We start from the raw sequence: 23,864 nt of genomic DNA on the forward strand, positions 1-23,864 counted from the left end.
GGCCGCACGGCCGTGCCGGTCAGAGTGGGATGTGATGACGAAAGACGTGTCGCCCAACCGTCAAGCGTCGCAGCCGGTCGCTTGGTCTGCCGATCAGGTCGAACTGCGAAAGCTGTTGGCGGGGCTGACCGCCGTCCGGGACGGGGACTTCGGCACCCGGCTGCCGAACGACGCCGACGGGCTGCTCGGTGAGATCGCCACCGTGTTCAACGGCATGGTGGACCAGCTGTCGCTGTTCACCTCGGAGGTGACCAGGGTCGCGCGCGAGGTCGGCACCGACGGACGCCTCGGCGGCCAGGCCGAGATCACCGGGGTGTCGGGGACCTGGAAGGACCTCACCGACTCGGTGAACGCCATGGCCGGCAATCTCACCAGTCAGGTGCGCGATATCGCCCAGGTCGCCACCGCCGTGGCGCGCGGCGACCTGTCGCAGAAGATCACGGTGAGCGCGCGCGGGGAGATCCTCGAGCTGAAGAACACCATCAATACGATGGTCGATCAGCTGTCGTCGTTCGCCGACGAGGTCACCCGCGTTTCGCGCGAGGTCGGCACCGAGGGCATCCTCGGCGGTCAGGCCGATGTGAAGGGCGTGTCGGGGACCTGGCGCGATCTCACCGACTCGGTGAACTTCATGGCGGGCAACCTCACCGCCCAGGTGCGTTCCATCGCTCAGGTCGCGACGGCGGTCGCGCGCGGTGACCTCACCCAGAAGATCAATGTCAATGCGCGCGGCGAGATTCTGGAGTTGAAGAACACCATCAATACGATGGTCGATCAGCTGTCGTCGTTCGCCGACGAGGTCACCCGCGTCTCGCGCGAGGTGGGCACCGAGGGGCGGCTGGGCGGGCAGGCCGATGTGAAGGGTGTCTCCGGCACCTGGAAGGACCTCACCGAATCGGTGAATGTCATGGCCGACAACCTGACCGCGCAGGTGCGCTCGATCGCGCAGGTCACCACCGCGGTCGCGGACGGTGATCTGACGCAGAAGATCCGGGTCGACGCGCGCGGGGAGATCCTCGAGCTCAAGGAGACCATCAATACGATGGTCGACCAGTTGTCCTCGTTCGCCGACGAGGTCACCCGCGTCGCGCGCGAGGTCGGCACCGAGGGCAATCTCGGCGGGCAGGCGACCGTCCGGGGCGCGTCGGGCACGTGGAAAGACCTGACGGACAACGTCAATGTCATGGCCTCCAACCTCACCAGTCAGGTGCGCTCCATCGCCCAGGTCGCCACGGCGGTGGCGCGCGGCGATCTGGGGCAGAAGATCACGGTCGAGGCCAAGGGCGAGGTCGCGGCGCTGGCGGGGGTCATCAATACGATGGTCGACACGCTGTCGGCGTTCGCGGACGAGGTCACCCGCGTGGCCCGCGAGGTGGGGACCGAGGGCATGCTGGGCGGTCAGGCCCGGGTGCCGAACGTGGCGGGCACCTGGAAGGACTTGACCGACAACGTCAATTCCATGGCCAACAACCTGACCAACCAGGTGCGCAATATCGCCCAGGTCACCACCGCCGTCGCGCAGGGCGATCTGACCAGCAAGATCGACGTCGACGCGCGCGGCGAGATCCTCGAACTGAAGACCACCATCAACACCATGGTCGACCAGTTGTCGGCCTTCGCCGCCGAGGTCACCCGCGTCGCCCGCGAGGTCGGATCCGAGGGGCGGCTGGGCGGCCAGGCCGAGGTCGAGGGCGTGTCGGGCACCTGGAAACGCTTGACCGAGAACGTGAACGAGCTCGCGGGCAACCTGACCCGACAGGTCCGGGCCATCGCCGAGGTCACCTCCGCGGTCGCCGAGGGCGATCTGACGCGGTCCATCACCGTCGAAGCCTCGGGTGAGGTCGCCGATCTCAAGGACAACATCAATTCGATGGTGGAGTCGCTGCGCGAGACCACCAAGGCCAATCAGGACCAGGACTGGCTCAAGACCAACCTCGCCCGCATCTCCGGGCTCATGCAGGGCCCGCGGGATCTGCGGGTGGTCGCCGAGCTGATCATGGACGAGCTGGTGCCGCTGGTGTCGGCGCAGTTCGGCGCGTTCTATCTCGCCGACGAGACGGCCGAGCCGCCCGAGCTGCGGCTGCTCGGCTCCTACGGTAGTCCCGAAAAGCCGGACAGCGCACGGCGTTTCACCTTCGGGCAATCGTTGGTCGGGCAGGCCGCGCGCAGTCGTCGCACCATCGCCGTCGACGAGGTGCCGGGCGATTACGTCACCATCTCCTCCGGGCTGGGGCGGACCGCGCCGGTCAATCTGCTGGTGCTGCCGATCGTGGTGGAGGATCAGGTGCTCGGCGTCATCGAACTGGCGTCGGTGCATCGATTCACCCGCATCCACCGGGATTTCCTGGATCAGCTGATGGAGACGATCGGTGTCAATGTCAACACCATCATCGCCAATGCCCGCACCGATGAACTGCTCGTCGAATCCCAGCGGTTGACCTCCGAATTGCAGGCCCGCTCACAGGAATTGCAGGTCCGTCAGGAGGAACTGCAGCGGTCCAATGCCGAAATGGAGGAGAAGGCCGCGCTTTTGGCCATGCAGAACCGCGATATCGAGGCCAAGAACCTCGAAATCGAGCAGGCGCGACAGGAATTGGAGACCCGCGCCCAGGAGCTGTCGCTGGCCTCGAAGTACAAGTCGGAGTTCTTGGCGAACATGAGCCATGAGCTGCGCACCCCGCTCAACAGCCTGCTGATTCTCGCGCAGTTGCTGGCCCAGAATCCCGGCCGCAATTTGACGGCCAAACAGGTCGAGTACGCGAGCATCATTCATTCGGCCGGTTCGGATCTGCTGCAGCTGATCAATGACATCCTTGATCTGTCCAAGGTCGAGGCGGGCAAGATGGACGTGTCGCCGGAGCGGGTGCCGCTGCGCAAACTGCTGGATTACGTCGAGGCCACCTTCCGGCCGCTGACCACCCAGAAGAATCTCGGCTTCCGGATCGTGACATTGCCGGGGCTGCCGTCGGAACTGCTCACCGATGATTCACGATTGCGGCAGGTGCTGAGCAATCTGCTGTCCAACGCGGTCAAGTTCACCGAGACCGGGTCGGTGGAATTGCGGATCGGTCCCGCCGAAGCGCCCGAGCTGCCCGCGGGCGTGCGCCGCCACGGCCCGGCCGTGGCATTCCGGGTGGTGGACACCGGAATCGGCATCGCCGAACATCAGCTCGAAACGATCTTCGGCGCGTTCCAGCAGGCCGACGGCACGACCAGCCGCAAATACGGTGGCACCGGGCTCGGGCTGTCGATCAGCCGGGAGATCGCGTATCTGCTCGGCGGCGCGATCACCGCCGAGAGCGCGGTCGATCAGGGCAGCACCTTCACGCTGTATCTGCCGGTGGCGCGCCCGGACTTTCAGGAGCTGCCGCATGCCGAGTCCGATATCGCGCCGGCCGGGGCGGCCGAGGCGGCGGGTGGCTCGGGCCCGAACCAGCAGCGTCGACTGCTCGTCATCGAGGAACGGCCGCACGGCTTGCTGACCCTGGTGGCCGAGAGCGCCGTGGCCGATCTCGCCTACCGCGATGATCCGCGCCGACAGGTCCAGGTGGTGAGCGTGGTCGGTATGCGGGAGGCTGCCGCGGCCATGGCGGGTGAGGCATTCCATTGCGTCGTACTGGAATTGGATATGTCCAGCAAGACGGCGCTGCGCTTCCTCGACCTCATGGACGACGATCCGGCCTCGGCGGGGGTGCCGGTGCTGGCGCACATCCGCCGCCTCGACGGCGAACAGGAGCGGCGGCTGCGGGAGCGGTCGGAGCATCGGCCGCTGGAACTGCTGGCCAGCCTCGACGAGCTGCGTGAGCGCATCGCCCTGCACGTCACCGCGGACGCTCCCGGCGACGTGCTGCCGCTGGTGCGCCGCGAGGAGGCCGTGGTGCCCGCACCCGAGGTGCCCGATGGCGAGCTGGCCGGGCGGACGGTGCTCATTGTCGACGATGACGCCCGAAACCTGTTCGCGCTCAGCAGCATTCTGGAGCTGCACGGCGTGAAGGTGGTGCACGCGGAGAACGGTCGCGAGGGCATGGACAAGCTGGTCGCCCATCCCGAGGTGGATCTGGTGCTGATGGACGTGATGATGCCCGAGATGGACGGGTACACCGCGACCGCGGCCATTCGCGAGATCCCGCGCTACGCCGAGCTGCCGATCATCGCGGTGACCGCCAAGGCCATGCTGGGCGATCGCGACAAGAGCCTGGCCGCGGGCGCCAACGACTATGTCACCAAGCCGGTCGACGCGAATCTCTTGCTGGCGTGCATCCGCCGTTGGCTGAGTGCTTGATGGCCGATTCCGAGCGCGGCGGCGAACCGGTACCGGAGGTCGCCGGTGAGGATCGACAAGACGGCCCCGACGTGGGGTCCGAACTCATTCGGATCGCCGCCACGGTGGAACGTCTACGTTCCGAGATCCGGGCGGCGCACGCGAGCGCGGACGCCCGCGCGGTGGTCGAGATGGCCAAAGGCATTCTCGTGGAACGGTTTCGGTGTGCGCCAGCACATGCCGCCCGGCAGCTGGACCTGCTGTCCGAGCGGGCGGGGCTGACCCGGCTGGAATTCGCCGCCGATCTGGTGAACGAGGTGGCGGGCGACGAGATCGGCGCGGTGGTGGGCGAATTCGCGCCGAGCACGCCAGCCTCGCGGTCCGAGGCGGTCCGGTTGCGCACCGCAGAGAGTGGGGCGCTGGCCGCCGGGAACACCCGGCAGGTCGCGGAATCTCTGCTGGCGCAGGCGGTCTCGCCCTTGGGAGCCACGGCGATCGCGATCTGGGGTGCGGGTGGCGATGGATCGCTCACCTTGCGCGGATTCGCCGGTATCGGCGAATCCGAGGCGCGCCGGTGGCGATATGTGCCGCCGGGGGTGGGTACCCCGGCCGGTCGGGCGCTGGTGCTGCGGGATTCCTTGTGGCTGAGGGATATTGGTGAGACCGGCCTGCCCTCGATCGCCGGTGGTGGTGGGGGTCGGGTGGTGCTGCCGGTCGGTATCGGCGGGCGGCTGGTCGGGATTCTCGAGGTGTGCTGGCCGCGTCCGATCGCGGAGTATCCGCCGCGGCTGCGTCGGCAGCTTGAGGCGCTGGCCGAATTGTGTTCCTATGCACTGGATTCCGACGCGGAGTTGGGTGCCGACGCGGACGGGCCCGCCGAAGCGGTGCGGTTGGCGGACGAGCTCTTCGATCCGGCGCTGGTGTTGCTTCCCGCCTACGACGCCGAGGGCGCGCTGGTCGATTTCCGGATCCACCATCTCAATGCGCGCTTTCTGGATCCGGCGGGCCGACCCCGCGAGCTGCTCGAGGGCGCGTCCCTGACCGAGGCGTATCCGATCTCCGTAGGTCGGGAGCGCCTGTTCGAGTGTGTCGAGCGGGTCTACGCGACCGGTGCGAGCTATCGCGCCGATCCCGTCACGCTCACCGAGCTGTCCGGGCGACTTCCGCGGTCGGTGTCGGCCGGGCTCAGCATCGGCCGCCACGGGGACGCCGTACTGGTGATGTGGCGGATCCGGGATGTGGCGGAACGGTGGGCCGCGCTGCTGCGACATGCGCAGCGGCTCGGCGGGGTCGGCGCTTTCGAGGAGAACGCGACCGGCGGCGAGATCGTCTGGAGTGAGCAGCTCTTCGCGATGTACGGGCTGGAGCCGACCGCCGACCCGATTCCGTTCGGTCAGCTGCCGCTCTATGTCGATTCCTCGGATTCGCAAGCGGCGCAACGATTCCTGCGCACGGTCCTGCATTATCGGCGGGTGGACTCGGCCGTTCTCCGGATCGTCCGGCCGGACGGGGGCATCCGGCATGTGCGGGTCGTCGCCGAGCCGGTGCTCGACCCCGCGGGGAACCTGCTCGCCATTCGCGGCGTGTATCAGGATGCCTCGACCCAACATTGGACCGAGATCGCCCTGTCAGCCACCCGCGATCGGCTCACCCGGACCGAGGAGCAGGCAGCCGAACAGAGTCAGCTCGCCCGCCGACTCCAAATGGCGATCATGCCCGAGACCCAGCCCGCCACCGAGATTTTCGGGTTGCGGACGGCGGTGCGGTATCGGCCGACCGAGCAGGATCATCTGGTCGGGGGCGACTGGTACGACGTCGTCGTGCTCGCGTCGAAACAGATCCTGGTGTCGGTCGGCGACATCGTCGGACACGGCATCACCGCGGCGACCGGAATGGTGGTGCTGCGCAACGCCTTACGCGGTCTGGCCGCCACCGGCGCGGGACCCGGCCAAATGCTGAATTGGCTCAACCAGGTAGCCCATCAGCCCGACGACACCATCTACGCCACGGTCGTCTGCGGTCTCTACGATCCGGAAACCCGGGTCCTGCGCTGGGCGCGGGCCGGTCACCTGCCACCGGTCCTGGTGCGCGCGGGCACGGCAACCACCCTCCCGGCCGTCGACGGCATGATCCTAGGCGCGGTGGCCGAAACCCAGTACGAGGAAGGCGAAATGCGCCTCGAGACCGACGACGTCCTCCTCCTCTACACCGACGGCCTCATCGAACGCCGAGGCCGCCCCCTCGACGACTGCGTCCAACGCCTGCTGACCGAGTCGGCCCACTTCGACGGCCGCCTCGGCGACCGCCTGGACCACCTGCTCGGCACCAGCGACGCCGACAGCGACGACGACATGTGCGTCGTCGGCCTCGAAGTATGCGGCACCGCACCCGGCCTCCGGACCGCGGACTGAAACGGACATCCGCGTCATCTGCCTCGAAGAGGTGAGTTGAGCGGAAGCGGTGGCGCTACTTGTCCTCGGGCGGGGTGTCCAGGCCGAGCATTTGGAGGAGGAAGGCGCAGTCGGCGGCGTCGAGGGCGTGGCTCGCGACGGTGAGGGTGGCCGCGGCGTTCTGTTTTTCGCATGCGGCCTTTTCGGCGGCGCGGGCGGCGCTGAACTCGCTCTGCTCCTGACGAAGGGTGGTCTGTCGTGCAGAGTTCATGCGAACACTTCCCGCCGGTGGCGCCGGGTGACCGAATCCGAATGACTCGGGCCGACAGGCCCACCCTACGGGGTAGGCATCGATTCCGTGGTGAACGGCCCGGCTCGCGGGGCGCGGGTTTTCGTAGGAGGTAGCGCTCAGCGGGTGAACTTGGCTATGGCGGCGGCGGTGACCGGGGTGAAGAAGTTGACGAGGTTGCCGTCGGGGTCGCGGAAGAGCAGGGAGCGGTTGCCCCACGGCATGGTGGTGGGCTCGTTGACGAAATCGGTGACGATGGCGGTGAGTCTGGCGTATTCGGCGTCCACGTCGTCGACCAGGAACTCGATGATCGCGGAGTGATTGGCGGCCGGGCGGGCGCTGCCGGGGGTGAACAGCGCCACGGTTCGTTCGCTGCCGATCGCCAATGTGCCTGCCGCCGTGGTTATTTCGGCGAAATCCGGGGTCGGTCGGAGCGCGGTCGCGATGGTCACCCGCTCGTAGAATTCGACCAGGCGGTCGATGTCGGCGGTGATCAGGCGGATCGAGACGAGGTTCATGGCTGCAACGCTAGAAGCAATACCGGACATCATCCGCCCGGTATTTGAGAGAATTTCACGCATGTCCCGCCCTACCGCGCGTGTGCTCGCCCTGCTGGAGATTCTGCAGACCGGCGGCACGCATACGGTCGCCCGGTTGGCCGAGCGGCTGGGGGTTGATGAGCGCACCGTTCGCCGGTACGCCGAGCATCTCGCCGACTTGGACATCCCGGTGGAATCCGTGCGCGGTCGATACGGTGGCTACCGGCTCGCGCCCGGCTACCGGATGCCACCCCTGATGCTCTCCGACGACGAAGCCCTCGCCGTCCTACTCGGCCTAGTCGCCGCGCGCCGCGCCGGATGGGTGACGGCACCGGCCCACGCCGCCGACAGCGCCGCGGCCAAGCTCGGTCGGGTCCTGCCCAAAGCCGTTGCCGCCCGGCTGGACACCCTGCTGGACACCGTGGAGTTCACCGGCGAGGAGCGACCCGCGTCCGCGTCGAAAACCGAATTCCTGCTGCTGTTCGCGGAGGCCATCCGCGACCACCGGCCGGTCGCGATCACCTACGCCGACCGAAGCGGTCGCCGGACCGAGCGGACCGTCTATCCCCACGGTGTGGTGTCCCACAGCGGCCGCTGGTACGTGATCGGAACCGATCCGGCCGCCGGGGAATCCCGTTCGTTCCGCGTGGACCGAGTCGAGGCGGCGGCCATGGCACCCGGGACCTTCACCGCGCCAGTAGGATTCGACCCGGCCGCCCACCTCCTGTCCACGCTGGCCGAAGCGCCCTACGCGCACGAGATCTCGGTACGGGTCCAGGGCGATGCCGCCACCGTCCGCGCGCTACTGCCCCCGGAGCTCGCGGTCGTCCACGAGATCGACTCCGGCGCAGCGGAACCCGACTCGGCTCCCTGGGTCCGAGTCCTGATCCACGCAGAACGGCTCGACTGGATCCCCACCCTCCTCGCCGGTCTGGACCGCCCCTTCGTCATCGAACACCCTGCCGCCCTCACCGAATCCGTACGCACCCTCGCCCGCCGACTCCTGGCCGCGACCGGCGAGGCCCAGCCCTGACCTACCGGGGCCAGCGTCGTCGCAGTACGCCCGGAAGTGGCGCGGCGGCAACCAGAATCAGCAGGGACCACAGGCCGATACTCGGTACCGCGACCGCGACCACTAGGGCGAGAAGTGCGGCGGCGACCGTCAGCCATCGGCTGGCCAGGTAGGCGGGGGTCAGTTCTTCAGCGTCGGTGAGCAGGCCGCCGCGGTAGAGCAGCAGTTCCTCCACGCGGGCAACGGCCATGGCGAAAATGATGACGCCGACGTAGATTCCGATGGCGAGCCGGTCGTCGTGATGGGAATAGACGTCGAGCACCGTCGCCACCGGAAGCGCGACCATGGCGAGCAGCCACAGCATGTTCACGCGAATCAGCAGGGCGGTATAGCCGGTCGCCCGCTCGAACAGGCGGTGATGCTCACGCCAGAAGGCACTGATCACGACGAAACTGATCCCGGCCGCGGTGAGCGCATAACTGTTGTCCGCCAGGAATTTCGACGTGTTCGACTCAGCGACCCCGCGCGCAGTGTCGACCAACGGCAGGGCGATGAGGGTGATGGCGATGGCAACCACCGCGTCACTGAAGAAGACCAGCCGCTCCAGCCCACGTTCGGTATGCGCCGGTCCCGCCGAGCCCTGTGCCCGATCGCTCACTCCGCCGACTGTAGAACAACTTCGATGCGCCCGCGGGCCGGATCGGCAAGCGGGCCCGCGCTTTCAGCCGAGCCCGGCGATCCGCTCGCGGCAACGCGCTACACTCCGATGCCGGGAGGGGAAGCTCTATTCACGGGGGAGCTTCCATGTGCGCGAGAGGTGGAAGCCGCGGTGGTGGGAAACGAATTTCGGCCCGAGGGGTCGCCGATACAAGGTGGATATCAGCATCCGCCGGTGGCGGGGAACAATCCCGGCTATGCCCCGTCGTGGCAGCCGATGAATCAGGGATACCCGCAGTTCAATCCCGCTGCGCCACACCAGAACTATGGCATGCCGGGTGCGGGGCCGATGCCGCCGCGCAGCAAGGCGCCGCTGGTGGTGGGGTTGATCGTGGTGGCCCTGGTCGTGGTCGGGGTAGCGGCTACCGGAATCTGGTGGTTCACCAAGGATTCCGGGAGCGGGTCCGGCGAAAGTGCCACTCGCAACGCGTTGCCCGCGGCGTTGCGGCAGGCCTCGACGTGCGAACCAAGTCGAGAAGGTTCCGAGAAAGGCCGTCTGACCTGCACGATTCCAGCGGGTAACTCGCTCATCGACGGCCTGTTCGCCGAATTCAACGGCGACGAGAGTTTCGATGCGTGGGTCGACACCGATACCGCGAAGCAGCTGCCGAACAAGACGGGCGATCAGCTGGTCAAATCCGGCTCGGTACTGGCGTATGTGGATACCGAGAACAAATACGAGCTCTACTACGGCAACGCCGACTCCGGGCTCACCATCGATATGAGCTTTTACGGCAGCAAGGACAACGCGATGACCTTCCTGCGCCGCGCAGGCCTGATAACCGGGTCCTGAGCCGCGCCGATGCACAGAATGCCCTGTCCTGCAACAGGTCGGCTCACAGCGGCTTCTCAGGGGCGGGCGCGCACAGTGGCGGCGTGACAAACCATGCGACACTTGCCGATTCGTCTTCGTCCTCGGTGTTGGTGAAGGTTCCGCAGATCACGGTCCTGTTCTGGGTGATCAAGGTGCTTTCCACCGGTATGGGGGAAACCTTCTCCGACTTTCTCGTCAAACACCTGCCACCGGCGCTGGCGGTGGGTGGTGCGCTGGTGGCGTTCGTGCTCAGCTTGGTCGCCCAGTTCCGCACGCCCCGGTATCGCGTGTGGGTCTACTGGACGGCCGTGGTCATGGTGGCCATCTTCGGCACCATGGTCGCCGACATCGTGGACTTCGTGGTCGGCATTCCGCTGGGCATCTCGACCGCGATTTTCGCGGCCTTGCTCGCGGCCGTCCTCGGGCTCTGGTACCGCAGCGAGCGGACACTGGACGTGCACACCATCAATACCCCTCGGCGCGAAGGCTTCTACTGGACCACGGTCGTGATCACCTTCGCCCTGGGAACGGTCGCCGGCGACTTCACCGCCGCGACACTGCATCTCGGCTTCCTGCTCTCATCCATGGTCTTCGCGGCCGCGATCGCGGTCCCCGCGCTGGCCTGGCGCCGAGGACTCAACCCCGTAATCGCATTCTGGTCCGCCTACGTCGTCACCCGCCCGCTGGGTGCGTCACTGACCGACTGGCTCGCCTCCGACCGCAATGACGGCCTGAACCTCGGCACCGGCTGGGTCACCCTGGCCGCCGCCATCCCCATGCTCCTCCTCATCGCCACCCTCGCCCGGCGCGCGAGCCGGCACCGCGAGGTGTCCGTATGACCCGGGCCGACGCCCTTATCCGACGGGTCTGCCCGTCAGGATCGGGGCGATGGCGGTTGGTATGGCGTGGGTGTCGTGTTATCCGGTCATTGATTGTGGAAGGCTGAGGATATGAACCAGTTGGCCGGTGCGACTTCGCCTTACCTGCGTCAGCATGCCGACAATCCGGTGGATTGGCGGGAGTGGGGTGCGGGGGCACTGGCGGAGGCCGCGGAGCGGGATGTGCCGATTCTGTTGTCGATCGGGTATGCGAGTTGTCACTGGTGTCATGTGATGGCGCATGAGTCGTTCGAGGATGCGGCTACTGCGGAGATCATGAATGCGAATTTTGTTTGCATCAAGGTGGATCGGGAGGAGAGGCCGGATCTGGACGCGGTTTATATGAATGCGACCGTGGCTATGACGGGGCAGGGTGGGTGGCCTATGACCTGTTTTCTGACGCCGGAGGGGGAGCCTTTTTACTGCGGGACGTATTACCCGAAGACGCCTCGGCATGGGATGCCGTCATTCACGCAGTTGTTGACGGCGGTGAATGAGACGTGGCGGAATCGGCGGGATGAGGTGAATGCGGCTGCGGGGCAGGTGGGAGAGGCTTTGCGGCAGCAGACGGCGGGGTTGCCGGATTCGGAGATCGGGATCGGGGTGGAGCTGGTTCAGCATGCGGTGTCGGCGGTGTTGAAGGATGTGGACGCGCAGCACGGCGGGTTCGGGGGTGCGCCGAAGTTTCCGCCTTCGGCGCTGTTGGAGGGATTGTTGCGGCATTATGAGTTGACCGGGGATCTCGGTGTGCTGCAGGCCGTTTCGTTCACCTGCGAGGCGATGGCCCGGGGTGGAATCTATGACCAGTTGCGGGGTGGGTTCGCTCGGTATTCGGTGGATGCCGCCTGGGTGGTGCCGCATTTCGAGAAGATGCTCTATGACAATGCGCAGTTGTTGCGGGTTTACGCGCATCTGGCTCGGCGCAGCCCGGAATCGCTGGCGCTGCGGGTGACTCGGGAGACCGTGGAATTCCTGCTCACGGATCTGGGCACCGAGCAGGGTGCCTTCGCGTCGGCGCTGGATGCCGATACGCACCTGGAACCGGGAAAGCCCGGCGTCGAAGGCGCTACCTATGTGTGGACCCCGGCCGAGCTGAACGGCGAGTTGGGTGCGCTCGACGGGGCTTGGGCCGCAGAGCTTTTCGGCGTCACCACGGCGGGCACCTTCGAGCACGGGACCTCGGTGCTGACCCGGTACGCCGATCCGAGCCCGGCCGATCGCGAACGGTTCGAGGCCATTCGGGCACGGCTGTCCGACGCCCGCTCGCGTCGGCCGCAACCCGAACGGGACGACAAGGTGGTCACCGCCTGGAACGGGATGGCCATCGTCGCGCTCGCGGAAGCCGGTGCCGCACATGGGCATTCGGAGTGGATCGAGGCCGCCGCACGCTGCGCCCGCTACCTGATCGACACCCATGTGACCGAGGGACGAGTGTGCCGGGCCTCCCTGGGCGGAGTGCCGGGGTCCGCCCCGGGCGTGCTCGAGGACTACGCCTGGCTCGCCTTGGGATTGCTCGCATTGCATCAGACCGCCGAGGGAGACTGGCTGGCCGAGGCGCAGCGGCTGCTCGATGCCGCCATCACCCACTTCGCCGATCCCGAAACCCCCGGCAGCTGGTTCGACACCGCCGACGACGCCGAAACCCTGCTCACCCGCCCCCGCGACCCCCTGGACGGCGCAACCCCGTCCGGCACTTCGGTTCTCGCCGAGGCACTGCTCACCGCCGCGGCGATCACCGAGACCGACAAGGCGTCCCGCTACCGCCAACTAGCCGACCTGACCCTGACCCGGGGCGCGGTCCTGCTGGCCCGCGCACCCCGCTCGGCCGGACACTGGCTCGCCGTCGCCGAAGCCGCCCTGCGCGGCCCCATCCAGGTAGCCATCGTCCACGGCCCGGACGCCGAAACCGACAGCGCCGCAACCCTACTGGCCGCCGTCCGCACCGCCGCCCCCGGCGGCTCCGTCATCGTCTCGGGCGAACTCGACTCCCAACCTCTGCTCGCCGACCGCCCACCGGTCCGCGACACCGCCGCCGCCTACATCTGCCGCGGCTCGGTCTGCGACCTGCCCGTCACCACCGTCGAGGACGTGCGCACTGGACTGCTCCCACCGCAGTCGGCCTGACCGCTAGCGGTGATCGACGCGGTGGCCCGCCGCGACGGCGGCGGGCACGAACACGAGAACCGCGACGATGTGGGCGGCACGGAACAGGCCGAGTATCACGGTGTTCGGGGTCCAGCCGGTGAACACGTCGCCGAGATGGTGAGCCGATAGCACCGCACCGACCGGCTCCACCACGAGCGACGCCAGCCCGAGCGTGCCCAGGCCCACCACGAGAATGGCTCGCGCCCATAGACTTCCACCCAGCATCCGGGCCGCGAGCGCGAACACCAACACGTAGATCGCCGCCCGCACCGCCAAACCGCCCGCCAGACTCGACATTCGCACATCGGACCCGTCCAGGGCGATCGCCGCGCGTCCCAGCGTCTCACCCACCCCCGCCACCAGCGCGACCACGACGGCGCGGTAGGCCAGGATCGCCCGCTCGGGCCGCTCCCACACCGCCGCCGATGTTCGCTCGAACGCGCCAATCTCAGTCATGTCGATAACTGTCCGACTTCACACCGCCACTTCGAATCCCCCTCGAGTACGAGATACCCCCGGTCCCCAGGTATGACACCGCGTTGTGACTGGTTAATGCGTTGCTGGGCGGAGGCGGCGGTTCTACAGTCCGGATGTGTTCAGATCAGTGGTTTCGTACGAATATTGGCAGGTCGCGGCGGGTGCGCGGACAACTCCGAAGCGGCTCGAATGATCAGCGATCGGCGGCCCGGTCGGCGGCGGACTCCTGGGGTGCGGCCGAAGTCCGGTCGGCCCGCGGGGCATTGCCGTTGCGGTGGGTTGGCGAGGGGACGTCGGTCCAGCAGGGAGTGGGCTCTTTGCGGCCGCGGAGCTGGAGAGTGTCGAAGTGGGTCCACTTCGTGCGCTCGAAATCGGAGGCGGCGTCTATGACCGCCTGACTCGCGAGAATGCGGCGCGGGACCAGTTTCGCCTCGGTGGTCAAGCGCGCGGCCTCGTTCACCGCGTCACCGATGACCGTGAACTCCAGCCGGGTGTCGGTCCCCACGTCCCCGGCGAACACCAGCCCCCGCGCGATGCCGATGCCCACATCGAGCTCGCCGAGCACCGCCACCTCGTCCCGAATCCGCCGCGCGGCCACCAGCGCGGGCGTCGCATTGTCCTCCAGCGCGATGGGCGCGCCGAAAATGCACAGTGCCGCATCGCCTTCGAACTTGTTGACCAGCCCGTGATTGTCCTCGGTGGCCGCCACCACGGTGGACAGCAGCCGATTGAGCTTGGCCACGAACTCGTGTGGCGCGAGCTCGGTGGCCATGGCGACCGATCCGGTCACATCCACGAAAAGCGCTGTCACCACTCGCATATCGCCGCTCAGGTCGGTGGTGGTGCCCGAGAGCGCCCGCTCGGCCACCTCGGTGCCGACGTGGCGCCCGAACACGGTCCGCATGCGTTCGCGCTCACTGAGATTGGCGGCCAGCTCGTTCACCGAATGCTCGAGCCGCCCGATCTCGCTGGTGCTGTTGATGGTCACCCGGGCGTCGAGATCCCCGCGCGCGATCCGATCCAACGCGTCCCGCAGCGTGTGCATGGGCGTGGCCACCGCCCGCGCCAGCGCCGCCGTCGCCACCACGCCCGCGGACAGCCCGACGATCGCCATGTAGATGCCGGTCCGAATCCGGTCCTGGGTATCGGTCGTCGGATCGGCCAGCACCGTGATCAACATGAACAGCGGCACCGCCCCCGCCACCGCGAAGGTGACCAGCACCCGGGCCAGCACGGTATTGCTCCAGTGCGCGGTCTCGTCGAGCACCTCCGCGACCACCGGAATCGTCGGCCGAATGAGCCGATCCACGATCAGGAACGTGAGGGCCGCCGACTCCAGCCCACCGAGGGTGAACATGGACAGCACCACCGGGAAGCTGCGTTCCTCGGTGGCGTGCGAGAAGATCGCGGCCGCCACGACCACGCCGGGCAGCCAGATGGCCAGCGCCCGCAGGGTGATCGAGAGCGGCAGTTGCAGTAGGCGTTTCGCCTCGCGGTCGGTGGGCGGGCGGCGCTGATCCAGCCAGCCGAAGTAGTGGCGGCGGTCCCGCACCGCCAGGACGATGCCGACCAGCGCGCCGATCGCCGGATAGATCGACACGGAGACGAAGGTGCTCATCCAATGCGACCCGAGTCGGCTCAGGAATCCGCTCAGGAACAGTTCGGTGGTGATCACCGCGAGGCCGCCGAGATTGCACGCCATGACGACAGCCGACAGACCCCCACGCGCGCGCAGCGCCCACAGGATGAGTCTGCTGGTCACGTCGCAGACTCTAGAGACCTTTCGGCCGGGATTGCACGTTTGTGGGTAATTGCTCAGAGATCAACCGAGCCACCCCGGGATCAACTGAGCAAGACCAACCACACCGCGATGTAATGGCACAGCGCCGCGACCACCGTTGCGGCATGGAAGAACTCGTGATGCCCGAAAACCTCCGGCCACGGATCCGGCCACCGCGAGGCGTAGAGCACCCCGCCCACGCTGTAGGCGATGCCGCCCGCCAACAGCAGGATCACCGGCGTCCAGCCGACATTGCCGATCAGCGTCCCCGCCACCGGCACGATGGCCCAACCCAGCAGCAGATACAGCGGCACCCCGACCCAGCGAGGAGCGGTGGGCCACAGCATCTTCAGCGCGACCCCGGCCAGCGCCCCCGCCCACACGATCGACAGCAGCACGGTCCCGGCCGCACCGCGCACCCCGAGCAGCGCGAACGGCGTGTAACTGCCCGCGATGAAAAGGAAGATCATCGAATGATCGGCCCGCTTCATCCACATCCGCGTCCGATCGGTCTTCCAATTCACCCGGTGATAGGTCGCACTGATCCCGAACACTCCGCACACCGTGATCGCGTACACCAGCGTCGACCAGGCCGCCGTCGCCGACACCGTGGTCGCAGCGGACACCAGCACGATCCCCGCGATCGCGGCCACGCCCACTGCCCAGGCGTGAATCCACCCGCGCATGCGGGGTTTGATCAGTGCCAGTTCTTCCCGAACTGTCCCGAGTTCTTCGCGGACCGTCGCCAGGACGTCCGCCACCGGGGCGGTGGGCGGCATAGTGTCGGACATTGGTTACCTCCTGAGTAACCTACGGTACCGTAGGTTTTCTTCGATGTGTGAGGCGACTACTGATTTCGTTGCGATGGGGGTAACTCGTCGGGTACGTCCAAAATCGGTGTCGGTGCTGACCGCCGGTCCGGTGCGAAAGGTGCGACGGCTCTTTCGACCGGCAAAAGGCGCGGGGAGGCGGGCAGGGCGTAGGGTTGCGGCCGTGAAGGTTGCGAGTCAGGTGCGTGGGCTCCCATATCGCATATACGAGAAGCGGCTGGCCCAGCAGCTGGCGGGCAAACAGCATCCGCGGCATGTTGCCGTCATGTGCGACGGCAATCGGCGCTGGGCCCGGGAGAACGGGTTCAGTGACATCAGCCACGGCCATCGGGTCGGCGCGCTGAAGATCGCCGAACTCGTCGGGTGGTGCGGCGAGGCGGGCATCGAGATGGTGACCCTCTACCTGCTCTCCACCGAGAACCTGCGGCGCGACTCCGACGAACTCGAGACCCTCTTCGAGGTCATCACCGACGTCGTCGACGAACTGTCTGCGCCGGAACAGAATTGGAGCGTCCGCATTGTCGGCGCGCTCGACCAGCTGCCCGCCGAGATGGCCCGGCGGCTGAGCGAGGCGGCCAAGTCCACCGAGGGTCGCACCGGCGTGCACGTGAATGTCGCCATCGGCTACGGCGGCCGCCAGGAGATCGCCGACGCGGTGCGCTCGCTGGTCCGCCAGGAGATGGACGCGGGGGAGACCGGCGAGGATCTGGTGCAGTCCATCACCGTGGACGCCATCGGCCAGCACCTCTACACCTCCGGGCAGCCCGATCCCGATCTCGTCATCCGCACCTCCGGTGAGCAGCGGCTCTCGGGATTCCTGTTGTGGCAGAGCGCCTATTCCGAGATCTGGTTCACCGAGGCGTACTGGCCGGAATTCCGGCGCGTGGATTTCCTGCGGGCCCTGCGTGATTACGCGGCCCGGCACCGCCGCTTCGGGGTCTGATCAACTCTGAAATCTCGAGAATCAGATGGCTGTGCAACAGCCGCTCAACGGTTCCATTGCAGTGCAATGTGTTCCGGGTTCGCCGTAACCTTGCTCGCGTACCGTCGGAATGCATGAGCGAGCGCAGCGAGCGAACAAAAGGCACAGCCGAGCCTCGCTCGTGCCGGAGCGGAGCGGAGGCATGAGCGAGCTGTACGAGGGGCAGGGTGGCCCCGCGGAAACCCAGGTCGCGGCGGTGCCGTACATCAGCTACGAGGCGTTCGGGCGCGCCTTTCTCGAATACGCCGCCTCGCCCGAGCGGATAGCCGGGGCTTTCGAGAAACTCACGGGGGAGGCCTTCGAATTCGGGCCCATCGGAGCCGGTCCGGGCAAGCTCGCGAAACTCTCGGCCACCGTGCGGCTCGGCCAGCCCCGGCTGAAACGCGATGTGGACGACATCATTTCGTTCGACCTGGTGATCCCGCTCAAGGTGGATCTGCTCATCGATCTGGCGGTGGATCGCTATCCGTTCCGCGTGGACGGCACCATTCACCTGCACCTGACCGTGCGGACCGCCGAACCGCTGCGGGTGCTTATCGAAATCGACGAGCCGCAGCCCAGCAATGTGCGCATCAATGTCGCCAGCGCCACGCGACGCGGCGAACTCCTGCGCATCATCGCCAGCGTCGACCACGAGATTCGCCGCTTCGTGGCGCGCTACATCGCCACGGAGATCTGCAAACCGCACATTCAGGCCGCGACCGATATCGACGTCGCCGCCAGACTCGATGCGGCTTGGCGGCTTTAGAGCTTCCGCAGGCGCAATCGGTTGATGGAGTGGTCGGCATCCTTGCGCAGCACCAGGGTCGCGCGCGGCCGGGTCGGCAGGATGTTCTCCACCAGATTCGGCCGGTTGATGTTGTGCCAGATCTCCTTGGCCTGGTTGACCGCTTCCTGCTCGTTGAAGTTCGCGTAGTGGTGGAAGTGCGAATTCGGGTCCTGGAAGGCGGTCTTCTGCAGCGACAGGAAGCGCTGCACATACCAGTTCTCGATGTCCTCGATGCGCGCGTCCACGTAGACCGAGAAGTCGAACAGGTCCGAGACCATGAGGCGGGGACCGGTCTGCAGCACATTGAGGCCCTCGACAATGAGAATGTCGGGCTGGCGCACGCAGTGGTATTCGCCGGGCACGATGTCGTAGGCGATGTGCGAATACACCGGCGCACACACCTCGTGCGCACCGGATTTCACCTCGGTGACGAAGCGCAGCAGCTTGCGGCGGTCGTAGGACTCCGGGAAACCCTTGCGGTGCATGATGCCGCGGCGGGTGAGTTCGGCTGTCGGGTAGAGGAATCCGTCGGTGGTGACCAGATCCACGCGCGGATGGTGGTCCCAGCGCGCCAGGAGCGCCTGCAGCACACGCGCGGTGGTGGACTTGCCGACCGCCACCGAGCCCGCCACACCGATGACGAACGGGACCTGACGGTCGGGATGGGTCTCGCCGAGGAAGGTGGCGGTGGCGGCGAACAGGCGCTGCCGCGCCGCGACCTGCAGATGGATGAGACGAGCCAGAGGCAGATAGACCTCCGCGACCTCCTCGAGGTCGATCTGCTCACCCAGGCCGCGCAGGCCGATCAGTTCTTCCTCGGTGAGCACCAGGGGAGTCGACTTTCGCAGGGTGCGCCACTGCTTGCGGTCGAATTCCACATACGGGCTGGGCTCGCTCATCCGTGCCATTACTCGTGTCCCCGCGTCCGGCGTGCTCGGGTCGGCCGACAACAACAGCTCTCGGGAAGCCGCATCGTCGCCGTGCCCGGCGATCCGGCCAACACTCCACGCATAGCCGAATTGTGCTCGGCCTCAACATCCGGGTGAACACCAGGTATTGCTACTCGCGGGTAACCAGAGTGGGATAGGCCACATCACAACCGCCCGGTTGGGCCGATAAGCCTGCACTACAAGCGGATTCGACCCGACGTGCCCCGTCATTCCGGCGCGCTTTTGGCCGGAATCCACCGTGGATCCCGGCCAAAAGCATGCCGGGATGACGAAAGGGGCATGCCGGGATGACGGAAGGGAGCGGTGGGCTGGGATGACGGGGCGGGGGTGTTGGGGATCGCATAGGGTCGGGGGATGGCAGCGCATCCCTTGGTGACCGAATATCTGCGGCTCGGACTGGCATTCGATCGGCTCGAAGAGGGGTTCGTCGACGCCTATACCGGTGATCCGGCATTGCGGCGCGAGGTGGAGAACGCGCCCGCACCGGAGCCGCGGGATCTCGCGAATCGGGCGGCCGCGCTGCGGAAGGAGCTGCCCGAGGCCGGGCTTTCGGCGGAGCGGGTGGAATTTCTCGAGGCGCATCTGCGTGCCCTCGAATGCTCGGGGCGCAAATTCGCGGGGGAGGACATCAACTTCGTCGATGAGGTGCGCGCCTACTTCGATGTGGATATCGCGCCCGGCGACACCGAGGATTACCGCGAGGCGCACCGACAGTTGGACGAGGTGCTGCCCGGCGACGGCCCGCTGCTGGATCGCATTACCGCGCACCGGCGTCAGGACGAGATTCCGCCGGAGCGGTTGAAGGAGTGCGTGGCCGCGTTCTCGAGCGCATTGCGCGAGTTGGTGCGCGAGCGGTATCCGCTGCCGGACAACGAGCACGTGGAATACGAAGTCGTGGGCGACAAGCCGTGGTCGGGCTTCAACTACTACCTGGGCAACTACCAGTCCCGGGTGGCCATCAATTCCGATCTCAAGCAGCACATGTCGCAGCTGCCGCACCTGATCGCGCACGAGTCCTACCCGGGCCATCACACCGAGCACTGCCGCAAGGAGGCCGGACTGGTCGGGGCCGGGCAGGACGAGCAGACGCTGTTCGTGGTCAACACCCCGCAGTGCCTGATGGCCGAGGGCCTGGCGGATCTGGCCCTGAAGTCGATCGTCGGCCCGGGCTGGGGCCGCTGGGCGCAGGAGGTCTACGCCGATCTCGGCCTGCGCTTCGATGGCGAACGCGCCGAACGGATTTCGACCGCCTCGGCGAACCTGCTCGGCGTGCGCCAGGACGCGGCCCTGCTGCTGCACGACCGCCGCCGCGGCCCCGACGAGGTGGCCGAGTTCATGCAGCGCTGGAGCCTGATCACCCCCGAGCGCGCCACCCAGTCCCTGCGCTTCCTGTCCTCCCCGCTGTGGCGCGCCTACATCTCCACCTACGTCGAGGGCTACCGACTCCTCGGCGGCTGGCTCGATCGCGCCGCCGATCCCGCCGACCGCTCCGACCGCTTCGGTCGCCTCCTCGACGAACCCCTCACCCCCGGCGCGATTCGCCGCATGTGAGAAGCAAACTCCCTACACGGTTCCGTGCGGCCAGCATGACCACCGGGTGCGGAGGGTGTAGTGGCCGGGGGCGGGGGTGGGATGGTGGCCGGGGCCTATAGGATGGGCGGACCGCGACTGGCGCACTCGAGGTGGAAGCAACCACCGGGAAGCACCGAAGTCCGGCACCGCGCGCCTGGGTGCCTGGCGATCCCCGATCACATTCGGGGTACCCGGAAGACGGAGGTGCTGCGCCATGAGCGACACACACAACCCCTTGATCGGCGCGTCCGCATCGGACAATAGACTCGGCGGCGTGACCCAGACGAGCGCCTCTGTCAACAGCCAGTCCCTCGCCGAACTCGATCCCGAAGTCGCTTCCGCGATGGGCGGCGAGCTCGCTCGCCAGCGCGACACCCTCGAGATGATCGCCTCGGAGAACTTCGTGCCGCGCGCGGTGCTGCAGGCGCAGGGCAGTGTGCTCACCAACAAGTACGCCGAGGGCTACCCGGGCCGCCGCTACTACGGCGGCTGCGAGAACGTCGACATCGTCGAGGATCTGGCGCGTGCCCGCGTCACCGAACTGTTCGGCGCGGAATACGCCAACGTGCAGCCGCATTCGGGTGCGCAGGCCAACGCGGCCGTGCTGCACGCGCTGATGACCCCGGGCGAGAAGCTGCTGGGCCTGGACCTCGCGCACGGCGGCCACCTCACCCACGGCATGCGCCTGAACTTCTCGGGCAAGCTGTACGAGGTGCACGCCTACGGCGTCTCCAAGGAAGACCACCGCGTCGACATGGACGAGGTGCGCAAGCTTGCCAAGGAGACCCGCCCGAAGGTGATCGTCGCCGGCTGGTCGGCCTACCCGCGGCACCTGGACTTCGCGGCCTTCCGCGAGATCGCCGACGAGGTCGGCGCGTACCTGTGGGTCGACATGGCGCACTTCGCGGGACTCGTTGCCGCGGGCCTGCACCCGTCGCCGGTCCCGCACGCGCACGTGGTGTCCTCCACCGTGCACAAGACCCTCGGCGGCCCGCGCTCCGGCCTGATCCTGGCCAAGGAGGAGTTCGCCAAGAAGCTGAACTCCGCGGTGTTCCCGGGCCAGCAGGGCGGCCCGCTCATGCACGCCATCGCCGCCAAGGCCGTGGCCTTCAAGATCGCGGCGGGTGCCGAGTTCGCCGAGCGCCAGCAGCGCACGCTGTCCGGCGCGAAGATCATCGCCGAGCGTCTGACCCAGGCCGACGCCCAGGCCAAGGGCGTCACCGTGCTCACCGGCGGCACCGACGTGCACCTGGTCCTGGTCGACCTGCGCAACTCGCAGCTCGACGGCCAGCAGGGTGAGGATCTCCTGCACGAAATCGGAATCACCGTGAACCGCAATGCCGTTCCGTTCGACCCGCGCCCGCCGATGGTCACCTCCGGCCTGCGCATCGGCACCCCGGCCCTGGCCACCCGCGGCTTCGGCGACGAGCAGTTCACCGAGGTCGCCGAGATCATCGCGGCCGCCCTGACCGGCTCGGCCGACCTGGATTCGCTGCGTCAGCGCGTCTCCAAGCTGGCCCAGGAGTTCCCGCTCTACGACGGCCTCGAGGACTGGAAGCTGCTCGGCTGAGCTTCCACCGAAAGACCAAGAGCCCGCCGCGATCTCATGATCGCGGCGGGCTCTCGCTTTTGCGGACCAGGCCGAACCACGTGCTGGCCGAGATTCCAGTCGGTCCGCGCGGGGACGATTCTGCGCCGCGCCGAGCGGGCGGCGCGCGGCGTCATCGGTGTCAGCCGGGTCCTCCGGTGGAACTCCTCCGGAAAGGAAGCGTCTAAGGAAAGAGGAGTGGTCATGGCCGAGGCGGTCAGGTTCGACGAGTACGGCGATCTGAATGTGCTGCGGGTGGTGGAGGTTCCGGAGCCGACGGCGGGGCCGGGGGAGGTGGTGGTGCGGGTCGTCAGCGCGGGGATCAATCCGGGGGAGTCGGCCATTCGGTCCGGGGCGCTGCGCGAGCGGTGGCCGACCACGTTTCCGTCGGGGCAGGGCAGTGATTTCGCGGGGCGCGTGGTGGCGGTCGGGGACGGGGTGAGCGCGATCGCGGTGGGCCAAGAGGTCATCGGGTTCACCAATGAGCGGGCCTCGCACGCCACGCATGTGCGGGTACCGGCGGATCAGGTGACGCCCAAGCCTGAGCCGGTGTCGTGGGATGCGGCGGGGGCGCTGTTCGTCGCGGGCACAACGGCTTTCGCGGCGGTCCGCGCGGTGGAGGCGGACAAGGGCGACGTAGTGGCCGTCTCGGGCGCGGCCGGCGGGGTGGGATCGATTGTGGTGCAATTGCTTCGCGAGCGCGGCGCGTCCGTGATCGGCATCGCCGGTCCCTCGAATCAGGACTGGCTGCGCGAAAAGGGTGTGATTCCAGTCGTTTACGGCGACAGCCTGGCCGAGCGGCTGCACGCCGCCGCGCCGGGCGGACTGGACGCCTTCATCGACACCTACGGTTCGGGCTACGTCGAGCTGGCGATCGATCTCGGCGTGAAACCCGAGCGCATCGACACCATCATCGATGTCGACGCCGTCCGGCGCTTCGGGGTCAAATTCGAGGGCACCGCGGCCGCCGACACCATCGACGTGGTGGCCGAACTCGCCGACCTCATCGCCGCGGGCCGCCTCGAAATCCCCATTGCCGCAACCTATCCCCTCGCCGAGGTGCGCGACGCCTTCCGGGAGCTGGAACGCCGCCACACCCGCGGCAAGATCGTGCTGCGCCCGTGAGCCGAGCCGCCCGGTAACCGAATCAGGCGTGCTTGCGCAGGTATTCCGCGTACATCGGCCGGAGCACCTCGCCGATCTTGCCCTCGCCCGCGTGGGCGTAGTCGTCCAGGATGGGCAGCACGTACTTGATGTCGGCCTCGCTCTCGCCGATATCCCCGGCGGCGGCCTCGGCGGCCGGGATGGATTTCAGCAGCTCCCACAGGAACTTGATGTCGCCGCGGCGCGCGGCCAGCTTCACCGCGCGATCGTGCAGTTCCTTGGTGGGCAGACTCTCTAGATCCGTGGTTTCGGCCATGGGCTCGACTGTAATGGAGGACATGGCACAGCAACCGAGGTACCGGGTCAAGCGCGTGTACGACGCCCCCGACGCGGCCGACGGTCGCCGGGTGCTGGTGGATCGGCTCTGGCCGCGCGGGATCAGCAAACAGCAGGCGGGCATCGATGACTGGGCCAAGGCGGTGACCCCGTCGAACGAGCTGCGCAAGTGGTATCACGCGGACCCGGAGACACGCCGTGCGGAGTTCGAGCGGAAGTATCGAATCGAACTCGCCGACGACGCCGCCCGGCAGGGTTTGGCGCGTCTGCGCCAGCAGGCCGCCGAGGGCCCGTTGACGCTGGTCACGGCGACAAAGGACCCCGAGCACAGCCACGTCCCGGTGTTGATCGAGGAATTGCGCGAAACACCCAGAGCGGACAGGCGTTAACGCGATCTTCACCAATGCGCCCGACAGTCGGGGAGCCGGATC

Annotated in this window: 20 protein-coding genes and 1 riboswitch; of the genes, 12 read left to right on the forward strand and 8 right to left on the reverse strand. The window is 67.4% G+C overall.

The annotated features are described in order from the left end of the window. Nucleotides 1–34 precede the first annotated feature (34 nt). Together VMT65_RS03255 and VMT65_RS03260 are read left to right on the forward strand one after the other, a co-directional pair. Nucleotides 35–4,282 carry a HAMP domain-containing protein gene (locus VMT65_RS03255; protein ID WP_326306405.1) on the forward strand — a complete coding sequence of 1,416 codons (4,248 nt, stop codon included), beginning with the start codon at nucleotides 35–37 and terminating at the stop codon, nucleotides 4,280–4,282. Further along, entirely contained in the window at nucleotides 4,282–6,672 is a 2,391-nt protein-coding gene (locus VMT65_RS03260) for a SpoIIE family protein phosphatase (protein WP_326306406.1), read from the forward strand. Before VMT65_RS03255 ends, VMT65_RS03260 begins: the two co-directional genes overlap by 1 nt. 55 nt (nucleotides 6,673–6,727) lie before the next feature. On the opposite strand, the gene VMT65_RS03265 is transcribed toward VMT65_RS03260, so the two are convergent. Beyond that, a complete protein-coding gene (locus tag VMT65_RS03265) occupies nucleotides 6,728–6,922 on the reverse strand; it encodes a hypothetical protein (RefSeq protein WP_326306407.1) in 195 nt (64 codons plus the stop codon). 137 nt (nucleotides 6,923–7,059) lie between these two features. Beyond that, a complete protein-coding gene (locus VMT65_RS03270; RefSeq protein ID WP_326306408.1) occupies nucleotides 7,060–7,458 on the reverse strand; it encodes a VOC family protein in 399 nt (132 codons plus the stop codon). 61 nt (nucleotides 7,459–7,519) lie between these two features. On the opposite strand from VMT65_RS03270, the gene VMT65_RS03275 reads away from it, so the two are divergent. Continuing rightward, nucleotides 7,520–8,512 carry a helix-turn-helix transcriptional regulator gene (locus VMT65_RS03275; RefSeq protein ID WP_326306409.1) on the forward strand — a complete coding sequence of 331 codons (993 nt, stop codon included), beginning with the start codon at nucleotides 7,520–7,522 and terminating at the stop codon, nucleotides 8,510–8,512. A 1-nt stretch (nucleotide 8,513) separates the two neighbouring features. On the opposite strand, the gene VMT65_RS03280 is transcribed toward VMT65_RS03275, so the two are convergent. After that, a complete protein-coding gene (locus VMT65_RS03280; protein WP_326306410.1) occupies nucleotides 8,514–9,149 on the reverse strand; it encodes a TMEM175 family protein in 636 nt (211 codons plus the stop codon). A gap of 24 nt (nucleotides 9,150–9,173) precedes the next feature. Between VMT65_RS03280 and VMT65_RS03285 the strand changes: the two genes are divergently transcribed. The 3 genes from VMT65_RS03285 (at nucleotide 9,174) to VMT65_RS03295 (ending at nucleotide 13,024) form a co-directional block, all read left to right on the forward strand. Continuing rightward, on the forward strand, nucleotides 9,174–10,001 hold the full coding sequence (locus VMT65_RS03285; RefSeq protein WP_326306411.1) for a hypothetical protein: 828 nt from the start codon (nucleotides 9,174–9,176) through the stop codon (nucleotides 9,999–10,001). An 83-nt stretch (nucleotides 10,002–10,084) separates the two neighbouring features. Beyond that, the gene (locus VMT65_RS03290) at nucleotides 10,085–10,861 is read left to right on the forward strand and encodes a COG4705 family protein (RefSeq protein ID WP_326306412.1); all 777 of its coding nucleotides are present in this window, start codon (nucleotides 10,085–10,087) and stop codon (nucleotides 10,859–10,861) included. 111 nt (nucleotides 10,862–10,972) lie between these two features. Continuing rightward, nucleotides 10,973–13,024, forward strand: a complete 2,052-nt coding sequence (locus VMT65_RS03295; RefSeq protein WP_326306413.1) for a thioredoxin domain-containing protein — start codon at nucleotides 10,973–10,975, stop codon at nucleotides 13,022–13,024. Nucleotides 13,025–13,027: 3 nt separating this feature from the next. Here the strand turns inward: VMT65_RS03295 and VMT65_RS03300 are convergent, their stop codons facing one another. From VMT65_RS03300 to trhA, 3 genes are all read right to left on the reverse strand, one after another. Next, nucleotides 13,028–13,501, reverse strand: a complete 474-nt coding sequence (locus tag VMT65_RS03300; RefSeq protein WP_326306414.1) for a hypothetical protein — start codon at nucleotides 13,499–13,501, stop codon at nucleotides 13,028–13,030. A gap of 214 nt (nucleotides 13,502–13,715) precedes the next feature. Further along, entirely contained in the window at nucleotides 13,716–15,284 is a 1,569-nt protein-coding gene (locus VMT65_RS03305) for an adenylate/guanylate cyclase domain-containing protein (RefSeq protein WP_326306415.1), read from the reverse strand. Between the two features lie 80 nt (nucleotides 15,285–15,364). Further along, nucleotides 15,365–16,093 carry a PAQR family membrane homeostasis protein TrhA gene (trhA, locus tag VMT65_RS03310; RefSeq protein ID WP_326306416.1) on the reverse strand — a complete coding sequence of 243 codons (729 nt, stop codon included), beginning with the start codon at nucleotides 16,091–16,093 and terminating at the stop codon, nucleotides 15,365–15,367. Between the two features lie 202 nt (nucleotides 16,094–16,295). On the opposite strand from trhA, the gene VMT65_RS03315 reads away from it, so the two are divergent. Both VMT65_RS03315 and VMT65_RS03320 read left to right on the forward strand, forming a co-directional pair. Continuing rightward, nucleotides 16,296–17,075 carry an isoprenyl transferase gene (locus VMT65_RS03315; protein ID WP_326306417.1) on the forward strand — a complete coding sequence of 260 codons (780 nt, stop codon included), beginning with the start codon at nucleotides 16,296–16,298 and terminating at the stop codon, nucleotides 17,073–17,075. A 181-nt stretch (nucleotides 17,076–17,256) separates the two neighbouring features. After that, nucleotides 17,257–17,862 (forward strand): hypothetical protein, encoded by a 606-nt coding sequence (locus VMT65_RS03320; protein ID WP_326306418.1) that lies wholly within the window; start codon nucleotides 17,257–17,259, stop codon nucleotides 17,860–17,862. On the opposite strand, the gene coaA is transcribed toward VMT65_RS03320, so the two are convergent. Further along, on the reverse strand, nucleotides 17,859–18,791 hold the full coding sequence (gene coaA, locus VMT65_RS03325; RefSeq protein ID WP_326306419.1) for a type I pantothenate kinase: 933 nt from the start codon (nucleotides 18,789–18,791) through the stop codon (nucleotides 17,859–17,861). The two genes, VMT65_RS03320 and coaA, sit on opposite strands and share 4 nt — an antisense overlap. A 396-nt stretch (nucleotides 18,792–19,187) precedes the next feature. Between coaA and VMT65_RS03330 the strand changes: the two genes are divergently transcribed. The 3 genes from VMT65_RS03330 to VMT65_RS03340 all read left to right on the forward strand — a co-directional run bounded on the left by VMT65_RS03330 (nucleotide 19,188) and on the right by VMT65_RS03340 (nucleotide 23,118). After that, the gene (locus VMT65_RS03330) at nucleotides 19,188–20,384 is read left to right on the forward strand and encodes a DUF885 domain-containing protein (RefSeq protein ID WP_326306420.1); all 1,197 of its coding nucleotides are present in this window, start codon (nucleotides 19,188–19,190) and stop codon (nucleotides 20,382–20,384) included. Nucleotides 20,385–20,487: 103 nt separating this feature from the next. Then, nucleotides 20,488–20,572, forward strand: a riboswitch (ZMP/ZTP riboswitch). 107 nt (nucleotides 20,573–20,679) lie between these two features. After that, a complete protein-coding gene (gene glyA / locus VMT65_RS03335; RefSeq protein ID WP_326307424.1) occupies nucleotides 20,680–21,975 on the forward strand; it encodes a serine hydroxymethyltransferase in 1,296 nt (431 codons plus the stop codon). A 222-nt stretch (nucleotides 21,976–22,197) separates the two neighbouring features. Further along, nucleotides 22,198–23,118 (forward strand): NADP-dependent oxidoreductase, encoded by a 921-nt coding sequence (locus VMT65_RS03340; RefSeq protein ID WP_326306421.1) that lies wholly within the window; start codon nucleotides 22,198–22,200, stop codon nucleotides 23,116–23,118. A 22-nt stretch (nucleotides 23,119–23,140) separates the two neighbouring features. Here VMT65_RS03340 and VMT65_RS03345 read toward each other — a convergent pair whose 3' ends face one another. Further along, nucleotides 23,141–23,413, reverse strand: a complete 273-nt coding sequence (locus VMT65_RS03345; protein ID WP_326306422.1) for a hypothetical protein — start codon at nucleotides 23,411–23,413, stop codon at nucleotides 23,141–23,143. Nucleotides 23,414–23,435: 22 nt separating this feature from the next. Here VMT65_RS03345 and VMT65_RS03350 point away from each other — a divergent pair, with 22 nt between their 5' ends. Next, nucleotides 23,436–23,822, forward strand: a complete 387-nt coding sequence (locus tag VMT65_RS03350; RefSeq protein WP_326306423.1) for a DUF488 domain-containing protein — start codon at nucleotides 23,436–23,438, stop codon at nucleotides 23,820–23,822. Nucleotides 23,823–23,864 lie beyond the last annotated feature (42 nt).

It is taken from the genome of Nocardia sp. CDC153, assembly GCF_035818515.1.
Classification (GTDB): domain Bacteria; phylum Actinomycetota; class Actinomycetes; order Mycobacteriales; family Mycobacteriaceae; genus Nocardia.

Coding starts and splice junctions, on each gene's coding strand:
- VMT65_RS03320 (WP_326306418.1), top strand. CDS start 17,257: ATGAGCGAGCTGTACGAGGGGCAGGGTGGCCCCGCGGAAACCCAGGTC.
- VMT65_RS03295 (WP_326306413.1), top strand. CDS start 10,973: ATGAACCAGTTGGCCGGTGCGACTTCGCCTTACCTGCGTCAGCATGCC.
- coaA (WP_326306419.1), bottom strand. CDS start 18,791: ATGGCACGGATGAGCGAGCCCAGCCCGTATGTGGAATTCGACCGCAAG.
- VMT65_RS03340 (WP_326306421.1), top strand. CDS start 22,198: ATGGCCGAGGCGGTCAGGTTCGACGAGTACGGCGATCTGAATGTGCTG.
- VMT65_RS03350 (WP_326306423.1), top strand. CDS start 23,436: ATGGCACAGCAACCGAGGTACCGGGTCAAGCGCGTGTACGACGCCCCC.
- VMT65_RS03300 (WP_326306414.1), bottom strand. CDS start 13,501: ATGACTGAGATTGGCGCGTTCGAGCGAACATCGGCGGCGGTGTGGGAG.
- VMT65_RS03330 (WP_326306420.1), top strand. CDS start 19,188: ATGGCAGCGCATCCCTTGGTGACCGAATATCTGCGGCTCGGACTGGCA.
- VMT65_RS03265 (WP_326306407.1), bottom strand. CDS start 6,922: ATGAACTCTGCACGACAGACCACCCTTCGTCAGGAGCAGAGCGAGTTC.
- trhA (WP_326306416.1), bottom strand. CDS start 16,093: ATGTCCGACACTATGCCGCCCACCGCCCCGGTGGCGGACGTCCTGGCG.
- VMT65_RS03260 (WP_326306406.1), top strand. CDS start 4,282: ATGGCCGATTCCGAGCGCGGCGGCGAACCGGTACCGGAGGTCGCCGGT.
- VMT65_RS03345 (WP_326306422.1), bottom strand. CDS start 23,413: ATGGCCGAAACCACGGATCTAGAGAGTCTGCCCACCAAGGAACTGCAC.
- VMT65_RS03275 (WP_326306409.1), top strand. CDS start 7,520: ATGTCCCGCCCTACCGCGCGTGTGCTCGCCCTGCTGGAGATTCTGCAG.
- VMT65_RS03285 (WP_326306411.1), top strand. CDS start 9,174: ATGCGCCCGCGGGCCGGATCGGCAAGCGGGCCCGCGCTTTCAGCCGAG.
- VMT65_RS03270 (WP_326306408.1), bottom strand. CDS start 7,458: ATGAACCTCGTCTCGATCCGCCTGATCACCGCCGACATCGACCGCCTG.
- VMT65_RS03255 (WP_326306405.1), top strand. CDS start 35: ATGACGAAAGACGTGTCGCCCAACCGTCAAGCGTCGCAGCCGGTCGCT.